The sequence below is a fragment of the Mesorhizobium sp. M0771 genome, assembly GCF_040320155.1.
Lineage (GTDB): Bacteria > Pseudomonadota > Alphaproteobacteria > Rhizobiales > Rhizobiaceae > Mesorhizobium.
The window spans coordinates 19299-37887 of record NZ_JAMYPC010000021.1 but is presented as its reverse complement, the minus strand read 5'-3'; the positions used below and the strand labels follow the sequence as shown (position 1 = coordinate 37887).

Sequence of the window (18589 nt, the reverse complement as noted above, 5' to 3'; positions counted from 1 at the left end):
GCCGGCACCGGAATGCACCGCCATTTGTGGCCATAGTAAACGGAGCGTTATGTGCAAGGGCGTGCCCGTGGCTGCGAAACCCTGAGCCGGCATGCCTGCTCTTCTGAAGATATCCATGCGCAACAATCGCTTAGATGGTTACTGCAAGGTTAAGAAAATTGTCGGCATTTGAGGCTAATGCACTGCAAAACGCCTCGCTTCGAATTTGCCTAAAATTTGAGGAAAATTTTCGCTGAGCAGGAAAGCCGTCCTTTGCGCCTCATGTGCCATTGTGGCTGATATAAAGAGGTCATTGCGCATGGACGCATGATCCGGTCATTGGACGAGAGGGCAGATCGATGGGCTTTTTGATAAGAATGGCGTTCTGGTTTTCGCTGGTGTTGCTGGCGCTGCCGCTGACCGTCGGCCCCGACGAGGATGGCCGCGAGAGCGTCGGGCCGTTCCAGGCGCTTTTTGCGGCGCGCGAAGCGGTCGGCGACATCGCCGGCATTTGCGAGCGTAAGCCGGACGTCTGCGAAACCGGCAAGTCGGCGATGCATACGATCAGCGCCCGGGCCAAGGAAACCGCCAAGATCGCCGCCGCCATGCTGGACGACAAGAGCGCCGAGACCTCGCCCGATACATCGCTGGCCACCGGCAGCGTCGCCAAGGACATCGTGCTGCCGGCGACAGTCAACATACCTGCCAAGCTGGTGGCGAAGAACTAAACACCGTTTCAGCTGTATCTACAGCGACACCGCAGGCCGGTCGGACCTCTCGATGCCTGCGGTGCTTTTCTTCTTTTTCCGTGACGCCGCAGCCGCGGATGACTATATCCCGAGCAATGGCCACGACGATCCAGACGATCCGCGACGACTTCTCCCTGCTCGACGAGTGGGAAGACCGCTATCGCTATGTCATCGAGCTCGGCGAAGCGCTGCCGCCATTTCCCGACGCCGAACGCAACGCCGCCAACAAGGTGCCGGGCTGCGTCAGCCAGGTCTGGCTGACCACGAGCCGAGCGCCGGGCGCCGATCCGGTCATCACCTTCACAGGCGATTCAGACGCTCATATCGTGCGCGGTCTGGTCGCCATCATGCTCGCGCTGTTTTCGGGACGGACTGCCAGCCAGATCCTTGAAACGGACGCCGAGGCGACGCTGAGGTCGCTTGGCCTCGACGAACATCTGTCGCCGCAGCGGGCCAATGGCCTGCGCTCGATGGTCAAGCGCATCAAGCGCGACGCCGAGATGGCTCTCAAGCAGACTGCTTGATTGCTCTATCTTCTCTTCTTTCGACGCAATTCCAAGGGAAAGCGCTCGGCAGTTTTCCTGGAATTGTTCTAGAAACAAAAACGGCGCCGTAAGGGGCGCCGTTGATCTTGTCCATTGGAGCCGGTGTTACCGCCCCTTGCGCTTGCGGCCGAGGCCCATCTTCTTGGCCAGCTGCGAACGGGCAGCGGCATAGTTGGGGGCAACCATCGGATAGCTGGCGTCGAGATTCCACTTCTCGCGGTATTCATCGGGCGTCAGACCGTAATGGGTCATCAGGTGGCGCTTCAGCGACTTGAACTTCTTGCCATCTTCAAGGCAGACGATGTAATCGTCATGAACAGAGCGCTTCGGGTTTACCGCAGGCTTCTGCTTGTCGGCCGGAGGCTGTTCGCTTGCTCCGCCCACGCGCCCGAGAGCGGCATGGACATCAGCGATAAGGTTCGGCAATTCGCCGACCGGCACGGGATTGTTGCTGACATAGGCTGCCACCACATCGGCGGTCAGCTCGATCAGCGCATCGCTATTTCTGGAAGGTGTTTCGACGATATCCATGGTTTAGGCCCCAACGAAGGATGTTTCTGTTTGCGCCCTTTTTGGAAGATCGGGCATGGCGCGAATTTCACGCGGGAAGAGCTTCATGGATTCGCGTCCGGGTATCTTAATGAGCCCACAGACAAAGTAAGTCAATTCGCATCTTGTGCTATATTCAACGATATTCATCGAATAGTCGCTCTTCAGCTTCAATCTTTCGTGCACTCTGTAACTTCGCGATATTTTCTGGTCGGACCAGGACTAGCATGACGTAAGGTCACGCCATCGCTAAATCAGCAAGGACTCATAAAGTGGGCAGCGATGCTTGGTCTATGCTTCAAGATTTGGGCAGCTGATTGTCGGATTCGTACCAAACCGCAAGTTGCAAAGCGTTGGCGAAACCCGCCGAAGAAGATCTTCGGTCTGACCGGATTCAATACGGCGTGAGGTATTTTCCATAGACCCAGCCACTAACAAAAGCACCATTTTGCGCCGGGTCGTGCCAAACTTGACACCATTGATAGCGAATTGCCTGTTTCTGTTTCCAGGGCGGCTGGCCGGCGATCTCCAGAAGATTCAAGCCGCCGGTGCACTTGCCGGTCATCTGCAGGATCGTCCCGTTGGGATAGGCGGCCTGCTTCTGCGAGGTGCCGGACGGATATTTGCGAACGTTGAGCGTGTCGCCGAACGGCACGCCAGCCACTTGCCAAGCGGCGAACGCGGTTGCATGAGACTGGCCGGTGAAAGCCAGAACGGTCGAAGCGACGACGGCGAGAGCCGCAGCGGTGTTGATATGGAAATTCATCATCCTCTCCTTTTGGCTCATCTCCCGAGCCCGCCGCAACCAATACATCCCGGCCCTTGAACCCGCGCTGATCGGCGTGTTCATTTGCCATTCAAGTAATTTCTTCAGTGAGACGCAATGACCAAGACCTCAGCTTTTCCGACCGCCAGCCCGCCGAGCCCCGAGAAACACCCCGTCTTCGACACGCATCACGGCATTACCCGCACAGATGACTATGCCTGGCTGAGGGCCGAGAACTGGCAGGCGATGTTCAGGGACCCTTCCCTGCTTGAGGGCCGCATCCGCGCCCATCTCGAAGCCGAAAACGCCTATCAAGCAGTGCTTATGGCCGATACGCTAGAGCTTCGGAAGCAGCTGTTCGGCGAGATGAAGGGGCGCATCAAGGAAGATGATTCGACGGTGCCGATGAAGGATGGCCCCTATGCTTACGGCGCATCCTTCAAGCTTGGCGGCGAACAGCCCCGCTATTTCCGCATGCCGCGCGATGGCGGCGATGAGCAGATCCTGCTCGATGGCGACGCGGAAGCCGAGGGCAAGCCCTATTTCCGCCTCGGCGGCGTCGACCATTCGGCGGATCACCGCAAGCTGTTGTGGGCGTTCGACGACAAGGGCTCTGAATTCTTCACACTTCGCGTGCGCGATCTCACCAGCGGCAAGGAACTGAGCGACCAGATCGAGGCCACCAGTGGTGGCGGCGTCTGGAATGCCGCCGATGACGGTTTCTTCTACACAAGGCTCGACGACAATCATCGTCCGTCCAAGGTGCTGTTCCACGCGCTCGGCGGCAGCCCCCTTAATGACCGGCTGACCTATGAGGAAACCGATCCCGGCTTCTTCATGGATGTCGGCGGCACGCGCTCCAACGAATGGATCATGATCGGGATCAACGATCACGAAACCTCGGAATATCACCTGATGCGCGCCGATGAGCCTTTCGCCGAGCCAAAGCTGGTGGCAAAGCGCGAGACCGGCCTGCAATATGATCTGGAAGAAGGCGGCGACATCTTCTTCATCCTCACCAATGCCGACGGCGCCAAGGACTTCAAGATCATGACGGCGCCGGCTGATGACCCGGTTCGCGCCAACTGGGAAGAGCTGGTGGCGCACGAGCCAGGCCGGCTGATCCTGTCGGTGGTCGGCTTCAGGGATCATATGGTCAGGCTCGAACGCAAGGAAGGGCTGCCGCGCATCGTCGTGCGCGATCGCCGCAGCGGCGAGGAGCATCTGATCTCGTTCGACGAAGAGGCGTTCTCGCTCGGCCTGTCGGGGTCCTATGAATACGACACCGAGATCATGCGCTTCACCTATTCGTCGATGACGACCCCGGCGCAGGTCTTCGACTACAATATGCGCAGCCGCGAGCGTGTGCTGCTGAAGACCCAGGAAGTGCCGTCCGGTCACAATCCGGATCATTATGTCACGCGCCGGTTGATGGCGCCGGCCGCCGATGGCGAACTGGTGCCGGTCTCGCTGCTGCACCACCGCGACACGCCGCTCGATGGCTCCGCACCGTGCCTGCTTTACGGCTACGGCTCTTACGGCATTGCCATCCCGGCGGCGTTCAACACCAACTGGTTCTCGCTGGTCGACCGTGGCTTTGTCTTTGCCATCGCCCATGTCCGCGGCGGCAAGGACAAGGGCTATGGCTGGTATGACGACGGCAAGCGGGCGCACAAGATGAACACGTTCACCGATTTCATCGCCGTCGCGCAGCATCTCGTCGCCGAGCGTTACACCCAACACGACCGCATCGTCGCGCAAGGCGGCTCGGCCGGCGGCATGCTGATGGGTGCGATCGCCAACATGGCACCGCATAGTTTCGGCGCCATCGTTGCCGAGGTTCCCTTTGTCGACGTGCTGACCACGATGCTCGACGCAAGCTTGCCGCTGACGCCGCCGGAGTGGCCGGAATGGGGCAACCCGATCGCGTCGGCGGAAGATTATCAAACGATCGCCGCCTACTCGCCTTATGACAATGTCGCTGATCACGACTACCCGCCGATCCTGGCGCTGGCCGGCCTCACCGATCCGCGCGTCACCTATTGGGAGCCGGCCAAATGGGTGGCGCGGCTGCGCGAGCGCAAGAGCGGCGACAATCCGGTGCTGTTCAAGATCAACATGGATTCCGGCCATGCCGGCGCGTCGGGCCGGTTCTCCAGGCTGGAGGAGATCGCCTACACCTATTCCTTTGCGCTCAAGGTGACTGGCAAGGCCGAACCCGAGGTTACGGGCAAGCCCGAACCTGAGGTGACGGGCAAGGCTGAGAATGCAACGGAGGCGTCGCAATGATCGATCTATCCACCTTGACGGCTTACATAGCGGTTGTGCTTGGCTTTGTGTTTATTCCTGGCCCAGCCACGCTTTTGACGGTCGCGCGCGCGACGAGTTCCGGAACCAGGGTTGGCGTCGCGACGGGCGCGGGCGTCGCGGCTGGCGATGTGTTCCATACCATCATGGCGATGGTCGGCATTTCGGCGATCATCGCCACTTCGGCAACGCTGTTCAGCGTCGTAAAATATATCGGCGCGGCGTATCTGGTTTACCTCGGCATTCGCGCGATCATCGAGAGAATACCGGCCGACCCTACTGCCGGCGCACTCGCGATCTCCGCCAGCAAGGCGTTTCGTCAAGCTGTCCTGACCGAAGTGCTAAACCCAAAGACGGCGCTTTTCTTCCTCGCCTTCCTGCCCCAGTTCGTGCGGCCTGAAAACGGATCGGTGATGCTCCAGCTGATGACGCTGGGCATAATCTTTGTTCTGCTCGGCTTTTTCAGCACAATCGTCTTTGCCGTGAGTGCGGGCCGGCTCGGCACGTTCCTGCGCCGCAATCCGTCGGTGGTGAAATGGCAAGGCAAGGTGGTTGGCGGCATCTACTGCGCGTTAGGCGTTCGTCTGGCCTTGCAGCAGCGCTGATGTCGAAGCCAAAAGCGCGCCCGTCGAGGCGCGCCGGTCGTCACTTTTTGAATTCCGGGCTGCTCATTTTCACTCGCATTTGCAATGGCTGCGCGCTACCCATGCGCGCCACCTTCCAGACCATGACATACGCAAAGGGGCCACTATGTTGCTCGTCGACACCTATCTCGAGAAATCACCGATCCAGGGCATCGGGGTTTTCGCCAGGAACCACATTGCCAAGGGCACGCTGGTCTGGAAGCTCGACCCCAGATTCGACCGGATCATCGACGTCGAGACCTATGAAGGCGAGAGCGGCCCGGTGAAGAACTATCTCGACCGTTATTCCTATCCAGACCGCCGGGATCCGAACTACATCGTCTTCGAAGCCGACGACGCCCGCTACATGAACCATGACGACGAACCGAATTGCGATGTCTCCTCGCCCGAGGAAACCTATGCCTTGCGCGACATCGCACCCGGCGAGGAACTGACCTGCAATTACAGCCATTTCTTCGAGACGGGCTTCGACTTCCTCGGCGATCGCCACCTGTAGATGGCCACCTGTAGCCGGGATCACTTGGCCGGCTTGCTGCGCACCGGGTAGCCGTTGGGATGTGGCGGCACCGCCTTGAGATAGGCGGCTATCGCCGCGCGATCTGCCGGCGGCAGTTCGGCCATGTTGCGCTGCACGTCGACCATGGCGCCGCCTACCGAATCGAAATCAGGGGTAAAACCGGTTTCGAGATAGTTGGCGATGTCGGCTTCCGACCAGTCACCGAGCCCGCCTTCGCCCGATGTGATGTTCGGCACGATGCCGCTGCCTTCGGCGGCCGCCGCGCCAGCCAGCCACTGGCTCTTCCTGGTGGCGCCGGTGACGTCGCGCGGCGTGTGGCATTCGCCGCAATGGCCGGGCCCCTCGACCAGATAGCGGCCGGCGAGTACCGGATCAGGCGTGCCATCGGCAAAGGCAATCACCGGCTCTTTGCTGAGATAGAGCCGCTTCCACAGGCCGAGGCCGCGGCGGATGTTGAAGGGGAAAGTCAGGGAATTGTCGGGCGCCTTGCCGGCGACCGCCGGCAGCGTCTTCAGGAACGCATAGAGATCGGCAATATCAGCCGGCTTCATGCGGGCGTAGGACGCGTAGGGAAAGGCCGGATAGAAATGCTCGCCCGACGGCGACACGCCCTTCAGCATGGCGTTGGCAAGGTCCTCGACCGTCCAGGCGCCGATGCCGTCCTTGGGATCCTGCGAGATGTTGGGCGGCACGAAGGTGCCGAACGGCGTCTTGAGCTCGAGGCCGCCGACCAGTTGCAAACGGGCGTCGCCTTGCGAGCCCGACTTGGCGTGACAGGAGGTGCAGCCGCCGGCATTGAAAATGCGCTTGCCCCTGGCGGCGTCGCCGGGGCCGAGCTGCGCCAGGGTGCCAGTGTCGAGCTTGACCGGCGCCGACAACAGCCAGCCGGCGCCCGCACCGACGACGCCCAGGACAAGGGCGACGCCGACAAATTTTTTCCACAAGGGCATTGCCCGGGATCAGCTCTTCTTCACCCGATAGGTCTTGTGGCAGGTGCCGCAATCACTGCCGAGCGTATCGATCTGCGCCTTCAGCGCATCGACATCGGCGGGTGCGGCGGCGACTGCGGCCTTGACGTCGGCGAGGTACTTGTCTTCGGTCGATTTGAAGCCCGCCATGTCTTTCCAGATTTTGGGCGAGGCGGTGGTATCACCGCTGTCGCTGCCGGCCGGGAACAGCGTGTCGACATCGAACTTCTCGGCATTGACTTGCAGCGCCTGCAGCGCCGTCAGCACGGCGGCGGCATCGAAGTCTGCCTCGCCCTTGGCGATTTTTGACAGGCCGCCGACGATCTTGCCTCGTTCCTTCATCAGTCCCTGTCGGTCGAGGATCGGGTCGGCAAAAGCCGCCGAGGCGGCGAGGCTGAGCATAGAGATGGCGATAACAAGCTTTCTCATTCAATTGGCTCCAGGATGATGAGGGGTCGCGACCTAACGTTAACGGAGGGCGGGCCGGGATTATTCCCTGTCCGCCGGCCGGATTCTGCCGAATTTTGTGTGCCTGCTGCTTCAGCTGAGAAAGAAAAGCCCCGGAGTACCGGGGCTTCTCTGGGTCGATCAGGCTCTTACAGCGCCGCGCGCCATTCCTGGCGCGCAAAGGACGCTGTAACGCTTTGATTTTGCGCATGATCCTTTCCGAAGATCGAAGACGATTTTCGGGGTCATGCGCGAGCCTCTTCGTACATTTCAAGGACATGGTCCCAGTTGATGAGGCTGTCGACGAAGGCCTCGAGATATTTCGGCCGCGCGTTGCGGTAGTCGATGTAATAGGAATGTTCCCAGACATCGACGCCGAGGATCGGCGATGCGCCATGGACGAGCGGGTTCTCGCCGTTCGGCGTCTTGGATATCGCCAGCTTGCCGTCCTTGACCGAGACCCAGGCCCAGCCCGAACCGAACTGCGTGGTGCCGGCGGCGATGAAGTCCGCCTTGAACTTGTCGTAGCCGCCGAGGTCGGCGTCGAAAGCCTTCTGCAGGGCGCCCGGAAGCTTGTTGCCGCCGCCGCCCTTCTTCATCCACTTCCAGAAATGGATGTGGTTGTAGTGCTGGGCTGCGTTGTTGAAGAGGCCGGCATTCTTGCCGAACGACTGTTTGACCACCTCTTCGACCGACAGATCGCCAAGGCCCGCTTCGGCGGCCAGCTTGTTGCCGTTGTCGACATAGGCCTTGTGGTGCTTGTCGTGGTGATACTCCAGCGTCTCCTTCGACATGTAAGGCTGCAAGGCCTCGTAGTCGTAGGGCAAGGCGGGCAATTCAAAAGCCATCGGTCATACTCCTCATGGAAAAATCCGGTGCGGATACCGGATTAAGATAGGGCTGCATTGATCTGGAACAACTCCGGAATGAAGCGCCAATTGCCTTTTAGCGGCTCAACCGGCGGAAGTCGAATGCGCCCATTCCCAATAAAGGTCGCGCGCTTTCTTGGCCACCGGCCCGGGCTGCAGATCGCGGTCCTCGATGCGGGTGATCGGCACGACCTTGGAATGATTTCCGGTCGAAAAGATCTCATCGGCTTCGAGAAAGTCGCGCACCGACAGCATCTTCTCCGTGGTCTTGAAGCCGTAATCGCCAAGCAGCGTCATGGTGCGCGAGCGGGTGATGCCGGACAGGAAGGTGCCGTTGGGCGCCGGCGTCAACACGTGGCTGTCCTTGACCAGGAAGATGTTCGAGGTTCCGGTCTCGGCGACATTGCCCAGCATGTCCAGCACCAGCGCATTCTCGAAGCCGCGTCCCTTGGCTTCGAGAATGGCGCGGCCATTGTTGGGATAGAGGCAGCCGGCCTTGGCATTGGTCGGCATGGTCTCGATGGTCGGCCGCCGGAACGGCGACACGGTGATCGAAAAGCCGGTCGGCGAGATCATCGGCGATTCGTAAAGGCAGAGGCAGAAACGGGTCGAGGCCGGATCGGCCGGCACGCCCATATAGCCGCCATGCTCGGCCCAGTACATCGGCCTGATGTAGACCGCTGTCTTGCCGTCGAACTTCTTCAGCCCGTCCCAGGTCAGGCCGACGATCTGGTCGACGTTCATCGATGGCGTGAGGCCGAGCGCGATCGCCGAGGCGTTCACTCTGGCGGCATGCAGTTCGAGATCGGGGGCGACGCCTTCGAACCAGCGGGCGCCGTCGAAGACGCTGGTGCCGAGCCACATGGCGTGGCTGCGCGGCCCAAGGATGGCGACGTTGCCTTCGTACCAGTCGCCGTCGACGAAGGTCCATGTCGCCGATAGCGCCGCAGTCGCCAGTGTCATTGTTCGGTTCCGCTTCAAAGCTGCCTGTGCCAAGCATTGGAAGATGCTTTGACCGGCGCCGTCAACCGGCATGGAGCGGTTTTTGTTGAGGCCAGAGCGCCCCAAGAAAGCGATCAAGACTACAATCGATGCTTGCACCTTGCGCCGCCTGCCCTCAAAACTGTCGCCATGCATTACGCGGCTTACGTTTTCGACGCCTATGGCACGTTGTTCGACGTGCACGCCGCCGTGCGCCGTCACGACGGCGAGATCGGCCCCGACGGCCCGCTGCTTTCGGAAATCTGGCGCGCCAAGCAGCTGGAATATTCCTGGGTGCGCACGCTGATGGGCGGCTATGCCGATTTCTGGCAGCTCACCGAACAGGCGCTCGATTTCGCCCTGCTCAAGGTTCCCTCCGCCGACAAGGGACTGAAGGCCAAGCTGCTCGAAGCCTATTGGCGGCTCGACTGCTATCCGGAAGTGCCGGCCGTGCTCAAGGCGCTGAAAGCATCCGGCGCCAAGCTCGCAATCCTGTCCAACGGCTCGCCCGAGATGCTGGAAGCGGCGGTCAAGTCGGCCGCCCTCGACCAGGTGCTGGACGATATCTTTTCGGTTGACGCCGTCAGGCGCTTCAAGACCGACCCGTCGACCTACGACATGGTGGCGACGGGCTGGCGACTCTATCCGGGCGCCGTCTCGTTCCAGTCGTCCAACCGCTGGGACGTCGCCGGCGCCACCAAATTCGGCTTTCGCACCGTATGGATCAACCGCGCCAACCAGCCCGAGGAATACCGGGATTTCCCGCCGGCGCTGATCCTGCCGTCGCTTGAAGGCCTGCTGACCGGCGGCTGATCACTCTGTTGCCTTCGAGCAACAGTGGCAGGGCGGTCACAGCTTCGCCTTTGTTTGTCCACCCTCAGGCCAGAATCGGAACCGCCTATCGCGTCAGGCATTGGGGGAGGCCGACCACTGCGCCGCTTGAAGGCATTCACGCTTTCTTGCGATTCGAGACTTAAAAAAGGCAACCATGTTGAAGACCGAAATCGCCCCCTATCGCCTGAGCCGTCGCGGCTTTCTGAATGCTGCAGCCCTTGGCGCCGCTTCGATTGCGGTCTCCGCCTGCACCACCACCGGACCGGCGCCGGCGCCGGTCGAACCGCCACCGCCGACCTATGACGAGCCGCCGCTCGGCGACTATGCGACGATGTACGGCCCGATTTCCGACAGCGGGTTCGAGCTCCCGGCCATCCCGATCAAGAAGATGGACCCGCAGTTCCTGCGCCAGATCGTTCCCGATCCGACCGGCCAGCGGCCAGGCACCATCATCGTCGATACGACCAACCATTTCCTCTATCTGGTGCGCGAAGGCGGCCAGGCGATCCGTTACGGCGTCGGCCTCGGCCGCGCCGGCTTCGAATGGTCGGGAGACGCCGTCGTCCAGTGGAAGCAGAAATGGCCGAAATGGACGCCGCCCGATGAGATGGTTGCCCGCCAGCCTGAACTGGAAGAATACAGCGCCAAGAACGGCGGCATGCCCGGCGGCCTCAAGAACCCGCTCGGCGCCCGCGCGCTCTACCTGTTCCACGACAACGTCGACACGCTCTACCGCCTGCATGGCTCGCCGGAATGGAACTCGATCGGCAAATCCGTCTCGTCAGGCTGCGTGCGCCTGATAAATCAGGACATCATCGACCTCTACGACCGCGTGCCGTCGAAGAGCCCGGTCATCGTGACGTCCGACATCGGCCAGCCGATGGCGGCGAGCGCAAACCGCAGAGCCATCCCGATCGATGGCGGGGTGCCGGATGGCTCGGTCCTGCTCGGCCCGGTGACCTGATCGACTTCATCGATGCCATGAAGCGCAGGTTCCGCTCCATGCGGCAAAGCTCGCCAGGATCCCGATAGCTTTACGCGAATGCCTGGGGTTCGCATCCAAGATGTGCAATGCCGGCAACAGGAGGCCAAAAAAGACGTCCAGACGAACCATGGAGCCGCTGCAATCGGGGCGGCCATGCCCTGTCAATCTCGACGCTGCTGTGTTTCGTTACCGATTGATGTATATTAGACGGGAGTATGATTGCAGAGACATACATTTCATTAGATCATTGATGGCGGGGGAACGCCGATGGTGGGATTTGATTTCGATAGTCCGCCTGCCGACGGCGCCGAGGCCAACCTGTCGGCCGAATGCGAGCGCCAATTGCTGCCGCTCGTCCGCGGAATTGTCGAGGCGGCGGTTGCCGCCGGGTGGAGCCAGGAAGACGTTCTTCTGGCCATGGTCGAGCTGTCCTGGGATCTGTACGAGAAACGCCGAGGCGATCTTTAGCAGGCCTGCGTGAGCCGGATAATTCCGTAGCGCCGGCCAAGCCTGGCCATGTTTTTCTCGCGCGAACTTTTTTCTTCACTTACAATGTTTTTTCTATCCGCGGGATGCGCTACGCTGCCTTTGGGCAGGACTATGGGGGATACAAATTACCGTCCGGATTTCCGGGTTGGCTGTTTGCACGGCACGGAATTTCGATGGGCTGGCAAAGCGGCTGAGGCAAGGCTGAATGAAAAATGCGGGCGAGGTTCAGGAACGCAGCGCAGGCGCCGATCGGGTCGATCGGCACGCCCTCGGACATAATCCCCGAAAATGCCAATCCCAGAAGAGCAACCATGCGGGGGAGCGGGATATGCTCTGTCCGCAGCCCTGGATCGCTCCCGGAGGGTCGCCATCGCCGAAGTCGCCTACCTCGCGGGATTTTCGGATCAAGGCCATTTGGCCACCGCCATGAAGAAGCACAAGGGAAAGAAGCCATGATTCGGGCGATAACTGCTGCCGGATCGTCCGTGACAATGACAGATAGTCGACCAGCTCTGTCAATGGCCGCGCGATCTATATTTGGAATACAACGCTGGATTGCGACGGCACACTATGCACAATAACTAGGCAAAATGGTAAGATAAGATCGGAAAATAGTCAGGTAGCCTTGGCTAAAAATTCAAAACTGTAAATTTATAGTCAAAATCCTGGCAAAATTTTCATTTGAGCTCAAATTCTTCTTTGCAATATAAAGCAGCATCTGTAGGATTCGAAGGAACGCCCAGGAGCAAACGTGAATTCTGGGCGCCTCGATACAGCACAGGATTGGATTGATCGGCGCAGCAGTGGCAGAGACGAAGATGCAACATAGAGGCAACGTCCAGGAAAGCGCCGGGACAGAGCGGCGGCGCGCGGATCGTCGCATCTTCGACGGAATTCCGGAAAGCGCGGGGCGCTACCTGGTCACGTTTCGAGGCGGCGCGGCACATGTCGTTCATGGGCCGGGATCACACACATTCAAAGCGGCGGAACATTTCGCTTCGGTTCTGCTTACACCCTCACCAGGGATTGCGGCATCGCTGGGCAGCGACAAAGTCCACGAATACGACGGCGACGTCGGCATGATCATGATCGTCCCAGCCGACCTCGGCGGCAAGGTGACCCGGTCATCCACCACGGAAAGCGTAATCGCGGCGCTCACCCCCGAGAGTCTCTTCGAGCTGGCAACGCGTGAATTCGACACCGGCCATGCCGAGCTTCAGCCGCCGCCGTACGGGACCGTCGACTTCCAAGCGCTGCAACTCGCGCAGTTGCTGAAGGCGGAACTGACGGATCGGGAAACTCCAAACGAGTTCTATATCGATTCGTTGGTCACCATGTTCGGCGTCCATTTGCTTCGGAACTACGCAGGAGCGCGAAAGTTGCCACAAGCCCCAAAGGGCGGTCTGTCGAACCGCAGCGCCCGGCGGGTGCGCGAATTCCTGGAGGTAAATTTTTCCAGCAAAATCGCGGTGGCCGAGCTGGCCGCACTCTGTGGCCTTTCGCCGAGCCATTTCATCCTGGCATTCACCAAGACCTTTGGCGAGCCGCCGCACAAATACCTGCTGCGGCTGCGTCTCGATTTCGCCGAAAAACTTCTCATCGAGAGCGACCTGTCGATTGCGGAAGTCGCTCATCTCAGTGGATTCTCGGACCAGAGCCACTTGACAGTCACCATGTCCAGATACCGGAACAGAACCCCCAGGCAGGTGAAGCTGCAACGTTAACGACTGTTGCGGCGCGCATGATTGTCCGCGGCGATACCTCGATTGATCTTCAGTATAGTCGAAGGTTGTGTGGCAGAGCAGTCACAGTTGTCGCGCAGGGACCAAATACCGGATTTTCCTACAAAGATTCCGGATTATTCCAAAATACCTGCACCGCGAATGTGCTCATGGTCGCGATTGAAGTCATTTGGGGCGGGGGAGCAACCAGATGATACAGCATGTCGGATTGTCCCATGGACATTCAATTCGCGGAAATCGAGGTCTTCGCGCCTAAGGCCGAAGCGGCCTGGGCTGCACTGCAACGCCAATACGCCAGCCGGATCAGCGCTGCGGAACTCGACCATCTCCTGGCCTGTTTCGTGCTTGGACTGACCTCTCCGGCTTGTGGTGAAGGCGATCCGGGATTTCATTTCGATCTCTGCCGCGCGCTGGTGGCGGTAAACCTGCCGCCGGAACGGACGGAGGCTGCACTGCATGCGGTTCCAGAACCGACGCAGCCATGGGTCGCGAGCGCCTATCAGCTGATTGAAAAACAAGGCGCGAAGGTCGGTCTCTCGTTGCGGGAGAAGACGCGCAATTTCGAAGATTTTTTGGCCACCGAGGCGAATGGTGCGGCACATCAGAGCGCCTCGGCAATTGCGAGGAAAAACTAGCATGACCAAACGCGTCGAGGGGCGGAGAAGGATCGAACTTTCTTCAAGCTTTGTCGGAAACTGGATCGCGGGCGCGGCCGACAGCCGCTCGGTGCGGCGCCGCCTGATGGCGGTGCTGCGCAACGCGTGCCGCGTGCTCGGCATGCGACGCAAATGTCTGGGGCTTGGCACGCTGGGCAGCGGCAGAATTGCGGCAGCGGCGCTGGGTGCAATCGCATTCGGGAGCATCGCCACCCCGGCGTCCGCGCAGTATGCCGCCGGCGGCGGCACCGCGACGGCCAGTGGCTCAGTCGCTATCGGCCCGGCCGCGACGGCCTCTCAGCTCAATGCTGTTGCGATCGGGACCCGGTCTGTCGGGTCAACGCAATACGCAGTGGCAATCGGCCAGGATGCGCAGGCCACAGGCACCGGCGGCGCGGTGGCGATCGGCGGCGGCGCGATTTCAAACAACATCAATACGGTAGCCATTGGCGTTCAGTCCGACGCCACTGCGGCCGGGGCCAGCGCACTGGGCACAAACTCCCACGCTTCGGGATCGAACTCCACCGCGGTCGGTGTCGGCGCCACGGCCAGCAACAATTATGCGTTCGCCACTGGCTACGGGTCGGTAGCCAGCGCCCAATACGCATACGCCATGGGCTATCAGTCCAGTGCTAGTGGCCTGCGCGGTATGGCGCTTGGATATCAAGCAACCCAGAGCGGAATCGATTCCCTTGCCCAAGGCACCAACGCCAATGCAGGCAGTCAAAACGCCATCGCGATAGGCTTCCAGTCGGTCGCGTCCGATATCAACTCTATCAATATCGGCGCGCGCACCGTTGCGGGGTCAGGGGCCTTGGCCCAAGGCGCCATCGCCCTTGGCACGGATGTCACAGCAAATCAGCAAAACGCCCTTGCCATTGGCGTCCTGACCAAAGCAACGGGAACGAACGCCGCAGCGGTGGGTAGAGGAGCCAGTGCATGGGGCAACCAGTCCATCGCATTCGGCACGGGCGCGCAGGCGGGCGTTCAGGCCAACACGGCTGTGCCCAACAGCATCGCGATCGGTACCAATTCGCTCTCTTCGGGCGCTTTCGCCACGGCGATGGGTGCTACCTCGGTTGCGAGTGGCTCCGCCAGCACAGCGATCGGCAACACGGCTGTCGCCAGCGGCGCGAACGCCTCCTCATTCGGGTCCGGCGCGAATGCGACGGGAGACAATTCTCTTGCCGCCGGTGTCAGCGCCGCCGCTAGCGGGATTGCCAGCACCGCGCTCGGCATCGGCTCCAAGGCCAGTGCCACCAACGCCGTGGCGATCGGTAATGCTGCGGTCGCCAATTCCGCCGACGCGGTTGCCATCGGCACGGCCGCGACGGCCACGGGCGGCAAGGCTGTCGCCATTGGCGCCGGCAACACGGCTTACGGCAACGGCGCGGTCTCCATCGGCGATCCGAGCTATGCCAGCGGCACCGGCGCCTTCACCGGCGGCGCCAACAACATCGCCAACAGCGACGGCACGGCAACCGCCACAGCCGCAAACCAGGCCGCAGGCGCGGTTGCCATCGGCAACAACAACAAGGCCGTCGGGCAAGGCTCCGTGGCGCTGGGCAATGGCTCGACGGCGGGTGCAGCCGGCCTTGCCGGCAATGTCGCGCTGGGCAACGGCGCGACGGCGACGGCAAGCTCCGGCGACGTAGCGCTCGGTTCGGGCTCGGTGACCGCGACGGCGGTCGGCACCAGCGGCGCGACGATCGGCGGCACGGCCTACAGCTTCGCCGGCACGACGCCGACGAGCACTGTCAGCGTCGGCGCGCTCGGCGCGGAGCGGACCATCACCAATGTCGCGGCGGGCCGGCTCAGCAACTCGTCGACCGACGCGATCAACGGCTCGCAGCTGTTTGCGACCAACCAGCAGGTGACGCAGAACACGGCGGCGATCGCCGCCAACACCGCCGACATCACCAATCTCGGCAACACGATCAACAGCATCAGCGCCGGCGGCGGCATCAAGTATTTCCATGCCAATTCGACGGCGGCGGACTCGTCCGCAACGGGCACGGACTCCGTCGCCATCGGACCGGTCTCCACCGCGACGGGGACGAACGCCATCGCGGCGGGTGTCAATTCGAGCGCCTCCAATGCCAACGCCTCGGCCATTGGCAGCGGCGCCGTCGCATCGGCGCTTGACGCAACGGCTATGGGATACATATCCAAGGCTTCGGGCCAATACAGCACCGCGGTCGGCGCCAACGCCAATGCTACTGCCACGTCCAGCACCGCGATCGGACAGAACGCGTTTGCGACCGGCTTTCAGGCAACCGCTCTCGGCGTAGGCGCGAATGCCGCCGCCCAGAACGCGATCGCGCTGGGCGCCGGCTCTGCTGCCAGCAACGTAGGTGACGTGGCGCTGGGTTCGGGCTCGGTGACCGCAGCGGCGGTCGGCACCGCCGGCACGACGATCGGCGGCGTCGCCTACAACTTCGCCGGCACGACGCCGGCGAGCACCGTCAGCATCGGCACGGTCGGCGCGGAGCGGACCATCACCAATGTCGCGGCGGGGCGGCTCAGCAATTCGTCGACCGACGCGATCAACGGCTCGCAGCTCTTCGCCACCAACCAGCAGGTGACGCAGAACACGACGGCGATCGCCGCCAACACCGCCGACATCACCAATCTCGGCAACACGATCAACAGCATCAGCACCGGCGGCGGCATCAAGTATTTCCACGCCAATTCGACGGCGGCGGATTCCCAGGCTCTGGGGGTGGATTCCGTTGCCGTCGGCCCGAACGCGGTCGCCAACAATGCCGGCGACGTGGCGATCGGCGCGAATGCGGTGTCGACCGCGACCACGGCGGTCGGCGGCACCACGATCGGCGGCGTTGCCTACACTTTTGCCGGCGCGACGCCCGCGGGTGCATTCTCGGTCGGCTCGGTGGGCGCCGAACGCCAGATCCAGAATGTCGCGGCCGGGCAGTTGAGCAACTCCTCGACCGATGCGGTCAACGGCTCGCAGCTGTTTGCGACCAACCAGCAGGTGACGCAGAACACCACCGACATTGCCGCCAACACGGCTGACATCACCAATCTCGGCAATTCGATCAGCAACATTACCGGCGACACCTCGCTGGCCTACACCGACGCCAATGGCGACGGCATCCGCTATGTGCGCACCAACGACAGGACGCTTGCCGTCGCGGACTCCTTCGCGCAAGGGATCGGCTCTTCCGCCCTGGGCTACCAGGCGACCGCGAGCGCCGACAATGCGCTGGCGCTCGGCCGCGACACCCAGGCCAGCGTCATCGGCGGCGTGGCGCTCGGCGCCGGCTCGGTTTCGGATCGGGCGGTCGCACCCGTATCGGGATCGATCCTCTCGGGCACCGGCCTCATTCCCTACAACACCGCGGACATGAGCCTGCTCGGCGCCGTCTCGGTCGGCACCTCCACCTCCTATCGCCAGATCATCAACGTGGCCGACGGCACGCAGGACCAGGACGCGGTCACGCTTCGCCAGTTGAAGGGCGCGCTGAGCTCGTTCGCGGTGACGGGGAGCCTGTACTTCCACGCCAATTCGACGGCCGCGGATTCGCTTGCGGTCGGCGTCGATTCGGTTGCGGTCGGTCCGCGCACCACCGTCAATGGCGACAACGGCATCGGCATCGGCAATGGCGCCATCGTGCAGCAGACGGCGCCGGGAGGCATCGCGATCGGCCAGAATTCGACGGTCAACCAGGCCGACAGCATCGCCCTCGGCACCAACGCGACCACCAACGGAGCGCAGGCGGTGGCGCTCGGCGCCGGCGCAAAGGCCAACGAGCCGGGCAGCGTCGCGCTCGGCGCGGGCTCGACGACGGCGGCGGCGGTCGCCACCACCGGCACCACGATCAACGGCGTTGCCTATACCTTCGCCGGAACAGCTCCGACGAGCACGGTCAGCGTCGGCACCGTCGGCAACGAGCGCACCGTCACCAATGTCGCGGCGGGCCGGATCAGCGGCACCTCCACCGACGCCATCAACGGCAGCCAGCTCTTCGCCACCAACCAGGCGGTCGAAGCCATGCAGGGTAGCGTCGGCGACCTGAATCAGTTCGCCGTCCAGTACGACAAGGACGGGAACGGCAACAAGTCCAACTCGATTACCCTTGCCGGCGGCGACCCGAACACGCCGGTGGTCATCCACAATGTCGGGCCGGGCGTTGCCAACACCGATGCGGTCAATGTTCAGCAGTTCAACAGCGGGTTAGCACTCAACCTGGACAATTCGAAGAACTACACCAACCAGGTGGCGGCCACCACGCTGCAGCAAGCCAATGCGTATGCGGACTCCAAACTCAGCCAGCTCAACATGGACATGGGAGAGGTCAGGGGCGAGGCGCGCCAGGCTGCGGCAATCGGCTTGGCGGCCGGCTCGCTGCGCTACGACGATCGTCCCGGCAAGCTGAGCGTGGCCGCCGGCGGAGGCTATTGGCGCGGTGAAGGCGCCCTGGCCTTCGGCGCCGGCTACACCAGCGAGGAAGGACGTGTTCGAGCGAACCTGTCCGGTACGACGGCAGGCGGACACTGGGGTGTCGGCGCGGGCGTCAGCCTTACGCTGAACTAGAGCC

The 18589-nt window shown here is 61.9% G+C and carries 17 protein-coding genes; 11 read left to right on the top strand and 6 right to left on the bottom strand.

Going from position 1 to position 18589, the window contains the following annotated elements; all coding sequences use genetic code 11:
* Positions 1 to 338: 338 nt before the first annotated feature.
* A complete protein-coding gene (locus NKI05_RS26305) occupies positions 339 to 707 on the top strand; it encodes a DUF5330 domain-containing protein (protein ID WP_023684546.1) in 369 nt (122 codons plus the stop codon).
* A 116-nt stretch (positions 708 to 823) separates the two neighbouring features.
* Positions 824 to 1252, top strand: a complete 429-nt coding sequence (locus NKI05_RS26300; RefSeq protein ID WP_023684547.1) for a SufE family protein — start codon at positions 824 to 826, stop codon at positions 1250 to 1252.
* Between the two features lie 126 nt (positions 1253 to 1378).
* On the opposite strand, the gene NKI05_RS26295 is transcribed toward NKI05_RS26300, so the two are convergent.
* Entirely contained in the window at positions 1379 to 1804 is a 426-nt protein-coding gene (locus tag NKI05_RS26295; RefSeq protein ID WP_023673680.1) for a Ros/MucR family transcriptional regulator, read from the bottom strand.
* Between the two features lie 412 nt (positions 1805 to 2216).
* Positions 2217 to 2591, bottom strand: coding sequence for an SH3 domain-containing protein (locus tag NKI05_RS26290; RefSeq protein WP_352535178.1), 375 nt, complete (start codon positions 2589 to 2591; stop codon positions 2217 to 2219).
* Between the two features lie 114 nt (positions 2592 to 2705).
* Here NKI05_RS26290 and NKI05_RS26285 point away from each other — a divergent pair, with 114 nt between their 5' ends.
* From NKI05_RS26285 to NKI05_RS26275, 3 genes are all read left to right on the top strand, one after another.
* Complete coding sequence (locus NKI05_RS26285; RefSeq protein WP_023816462.1) at positions 2706 to 4877, top strand: S9 family peptidase; 2172 nt, start codon at positions 2706 to 2708, stop codon at positions 4875 to 4877.
* Complete coding sequence (locus tag NKI05_RS26280; protein WP_023684550.1) at positions 4874 to 5500, top strand: LysE family translocator; 627 nt, start codon at positions 4874 to 4876, stop codon at positions 5498 to 5500. The genes NKI05_RS26285 and NKI05_RS26280 overlap by 4 nt, the downstream gene beginning before the upstream one ends.
* 145 nt (positions 5501 to 5645) lie before the next feature.
* A complete protein-coding gene (locus NKI05_RS26275) occupies positions 5646 to 6035 on the top strand; it encodes an SET domain-containing protein (RefSeq protein WP_023673684.1) in 390 nt (129 codons plus the stop codon).
* A gap of 20 nt (positions 6036 to 6055) precedes the next feature.
* Here the strand turns inward: NKI05_RS26275 and NKI05_RS26270 are convergent, their stop codons facing one another.
* The 4 genes from NKI05_RS26270 to NKI05_RS26255 form a co-directional block, all read right to left on the bottom strand.
* A complete protein-coding gene (locus tag NKI05_RS26270; protein WP_023816463.1) occupies positions 6056 to 7006 on the bottom strand; it encodes a cytochrome c in 951 nt (316 codons plus the stop codon).
* Positions 7007 to 7015: 9 nt separating this feature from the next.
* Entirely contained in the window at positions 7016 to 7453 is a 438-nt protein-coding gene (locus NKI05_RS26265) for a c-type cytochrome (protein WP_023684552.1), read from the bottom strand.
* A 263-nt stretch (positions 7454 to 7716) separates the two neighbouring features.
* Positions 7717 to 8319: a superoxide dismutase gene (locus NKI05_RS26260; RefSeq protein ID WP_023816464.1), complete on the bottom strand. Its 603-nt coding sequence runs from the start codon at positions 8317 to 8319 to the stop codon at positions 7717 to 7719.
* A gap of 105 nt (positions 8320 to 8424) precedes the next feature.
* Positions 8425 to 9303 carry a branched-chain amino acid aminotransferase gene (locus NKI05_RS26255; protein WP_023816465.1) on the bottom strand — a complete coding sequence of 293 codons (879 nt, stop codon included), beginning with the start codon at positions 9301 to 9303 and terminating at the stop codon, positions 8425 to 8427.
* 168 nt (positions 9304 to 9471) lie between these two features.
* On the opposite strand from NKI05_RS26255, the gene NKI05_RS26250 reads away from it, so the two are divergent.
* The 6 genes from NKI05_RS26250 to NKI05_RS26225 all read left to right on the top strand — a co-directional run bounded on the left by NKI05_RS26250 (position 9472) and on the right by NKI05_RS26225 (position 18585).
* Positions 9472 to 10134 (top strand): haloacid dehalogenase type II, encoded by a 663-nt coding sequence (locus NKI05_RS26250; protein WP_023673689.1) that lies wholly within the window; start codon positions 9472 to 9474, stop codon positions 10132 to 10134.
* A 175-nt stretch (positions 10135 to 10309) separates the two neighbouring features.
* The gene (locus NKI05_RS26245) at positions 10310 to 11119 is read left to right on the top strand and encodes a L,D-transpeptidase (protein WP_352497115.1); all 810 of its coding nucleotides are present in this window, start codon (positions 10310 to 10312) and stop codon (positions 11117 to 11119) included.
* Between the two features lie 288 nt (positions 11120 to 11407).
* Entirely contained in the window at positions 11408 to 11608 is a 201-nt protein-coding gene (locus NKI05_RS26240) for a hypothetical protein (RefSeq protein WP_023684556.1), read from the top strand.
* A gap of 809 nt (positions 11609 to 12417) precedes the next feature.
* Entirely contained in the window at positions 12418 to 13353 is a 936-nt protein-coding gene (locus tag NKI05_RS26235; RefSeq protein WP_348626213.1) for a helix-turn-helix domain-containing protein, read from the top strand.
* A gap of 233 nt (positions 13354 to 13586) precedes the next feature.
* Entirely contained in the window at positions 13587 to 14006 is a 420-nt protein-coding gene (locus tag NKI05_RS26230) for a hypothetical protein (RefSeq protein ID WP_023673694.1), read from the top strand.
* 1 nt (position 14007) lies between these two features.
* On the top strand, positions 14008 to 18585 hold the full coding sequence (locus NKI05_RS26225; protein WP_352793481.1) for a YadA-like family protein: 4578 nt from the start codon (positions 14008 to 14010) through the stop codon (positions 18583 to 18585).
* Positions 18586 to 18589: the final 4 nt, after the last annotated feature.

Coding starts and splice junctions, on each gene's coding strand:
- NKI05_RS26240 (WP_023684556.1), top strand. CDS start 11,408: ATGGTGGGATTTGATTTCGATAGTCCGCCTGCCGACGGCGCCGAGGCC.
- NKI05_RS26290 (WP_352535178.1), bottom strand. CDS start 2,591: ATGATGAATTTCCATATCAACACCGCTGCGGCTCTCGCCGTCGTCGCT.
- NKI05_RS26305 (WP_023684546.1), top strand. CDS start 339: ATGGGCTTTTTGATAAGAATGGCGTTCTGGTTTTCGCTGGTGTTGCTG.
- NKI05_RS26285 (WP_023816462.1), top strand. CDS start 2,706: ATGACCAAGACCTCAGCTTTTCCGACCGCCAGCCCGCCGAGCCCCGAG.
- NKI05_RS26245 (WP_352497115.1), top strand. CDS start 10,310: ATGTTGAAGACCGAAATCGCCCCCTATCGCCTGAGCCGTCGCGGCTTT.
- NKI05_RS26225 (WP_352793481.1), top strand. CDS start 14,008: ATGACCAAACGCGTCGAGGGGCGGAGAAGGATCGAACTTTCTTCAAGC.
- NKI05_RS26250 (WP_023673689.1), top strand. CDS start 9,472: ATGCATTACGCGGCTTACGTTTTCGACGCCTATGGCACGTTGTTCGAC.
- NKI05_RS26280 (WP_023684550.1), top strand. CDS start 4,874: ATGATCGATCTATCCACCTTGACGGCTTACATAGCGGTTGTGCTTGGC.
- NKI05_RS26270 (WP_023816463.1), bottom strand. CDS start 7,006: ATGCCCTTGTGGAAAAAATTTGTCGGCGTCGCCCTTGTCCTGGGCGTC.
- NKI05_RS26300 (WP_023684547.1), top strand. CDS start 824: ATGGCCACGACGATCCAGACGATCCGCGACGACTTCTCCCTGCTCGAC.
- NKI05_RS26275 (WP_023673684.1), top strand. CDS start 5,646: ATGTTGCTCGTCGACACCTATCTCGAGAAATCACCGATCCAGGGCATC.
- NKI05_RS26295 (WP_023673680.1), bottom strand. CDS start 1,804: ATGGATATCGTCGAAACACCTTCCAGAAATAGCGATGCGCTGATCGAG.
- NKI05_RS26255 (WP_023816465.1), bottom strand. CDS start 9,303: ATGACACTGGCGACTGCGGCGCTATCGGCGACATGGACCTTCGTCGAC.
- NKI05_RS26260 (WP_023816464.1), bottom strand. CDS start 8,319: ATGGCTTTTGAATTGCCCGCCTTGCCCTACGACTACGAGGCCTTGCAG.
- NKI05_RS26265 (WP_023684552.1), bottom strand. CDS start 7,453: ATGAGAAAGCTTGTTATCGCCATCTCTATGCTCAGCCTCGCCGCCTCG.
- NKI05_RS26230 (WP_023673694.1), top strand. CDS start 13,587: ATGGACATTCAATTCGCGGAAATCGAGGTCTTCGCGCCTAAGGCCGAA.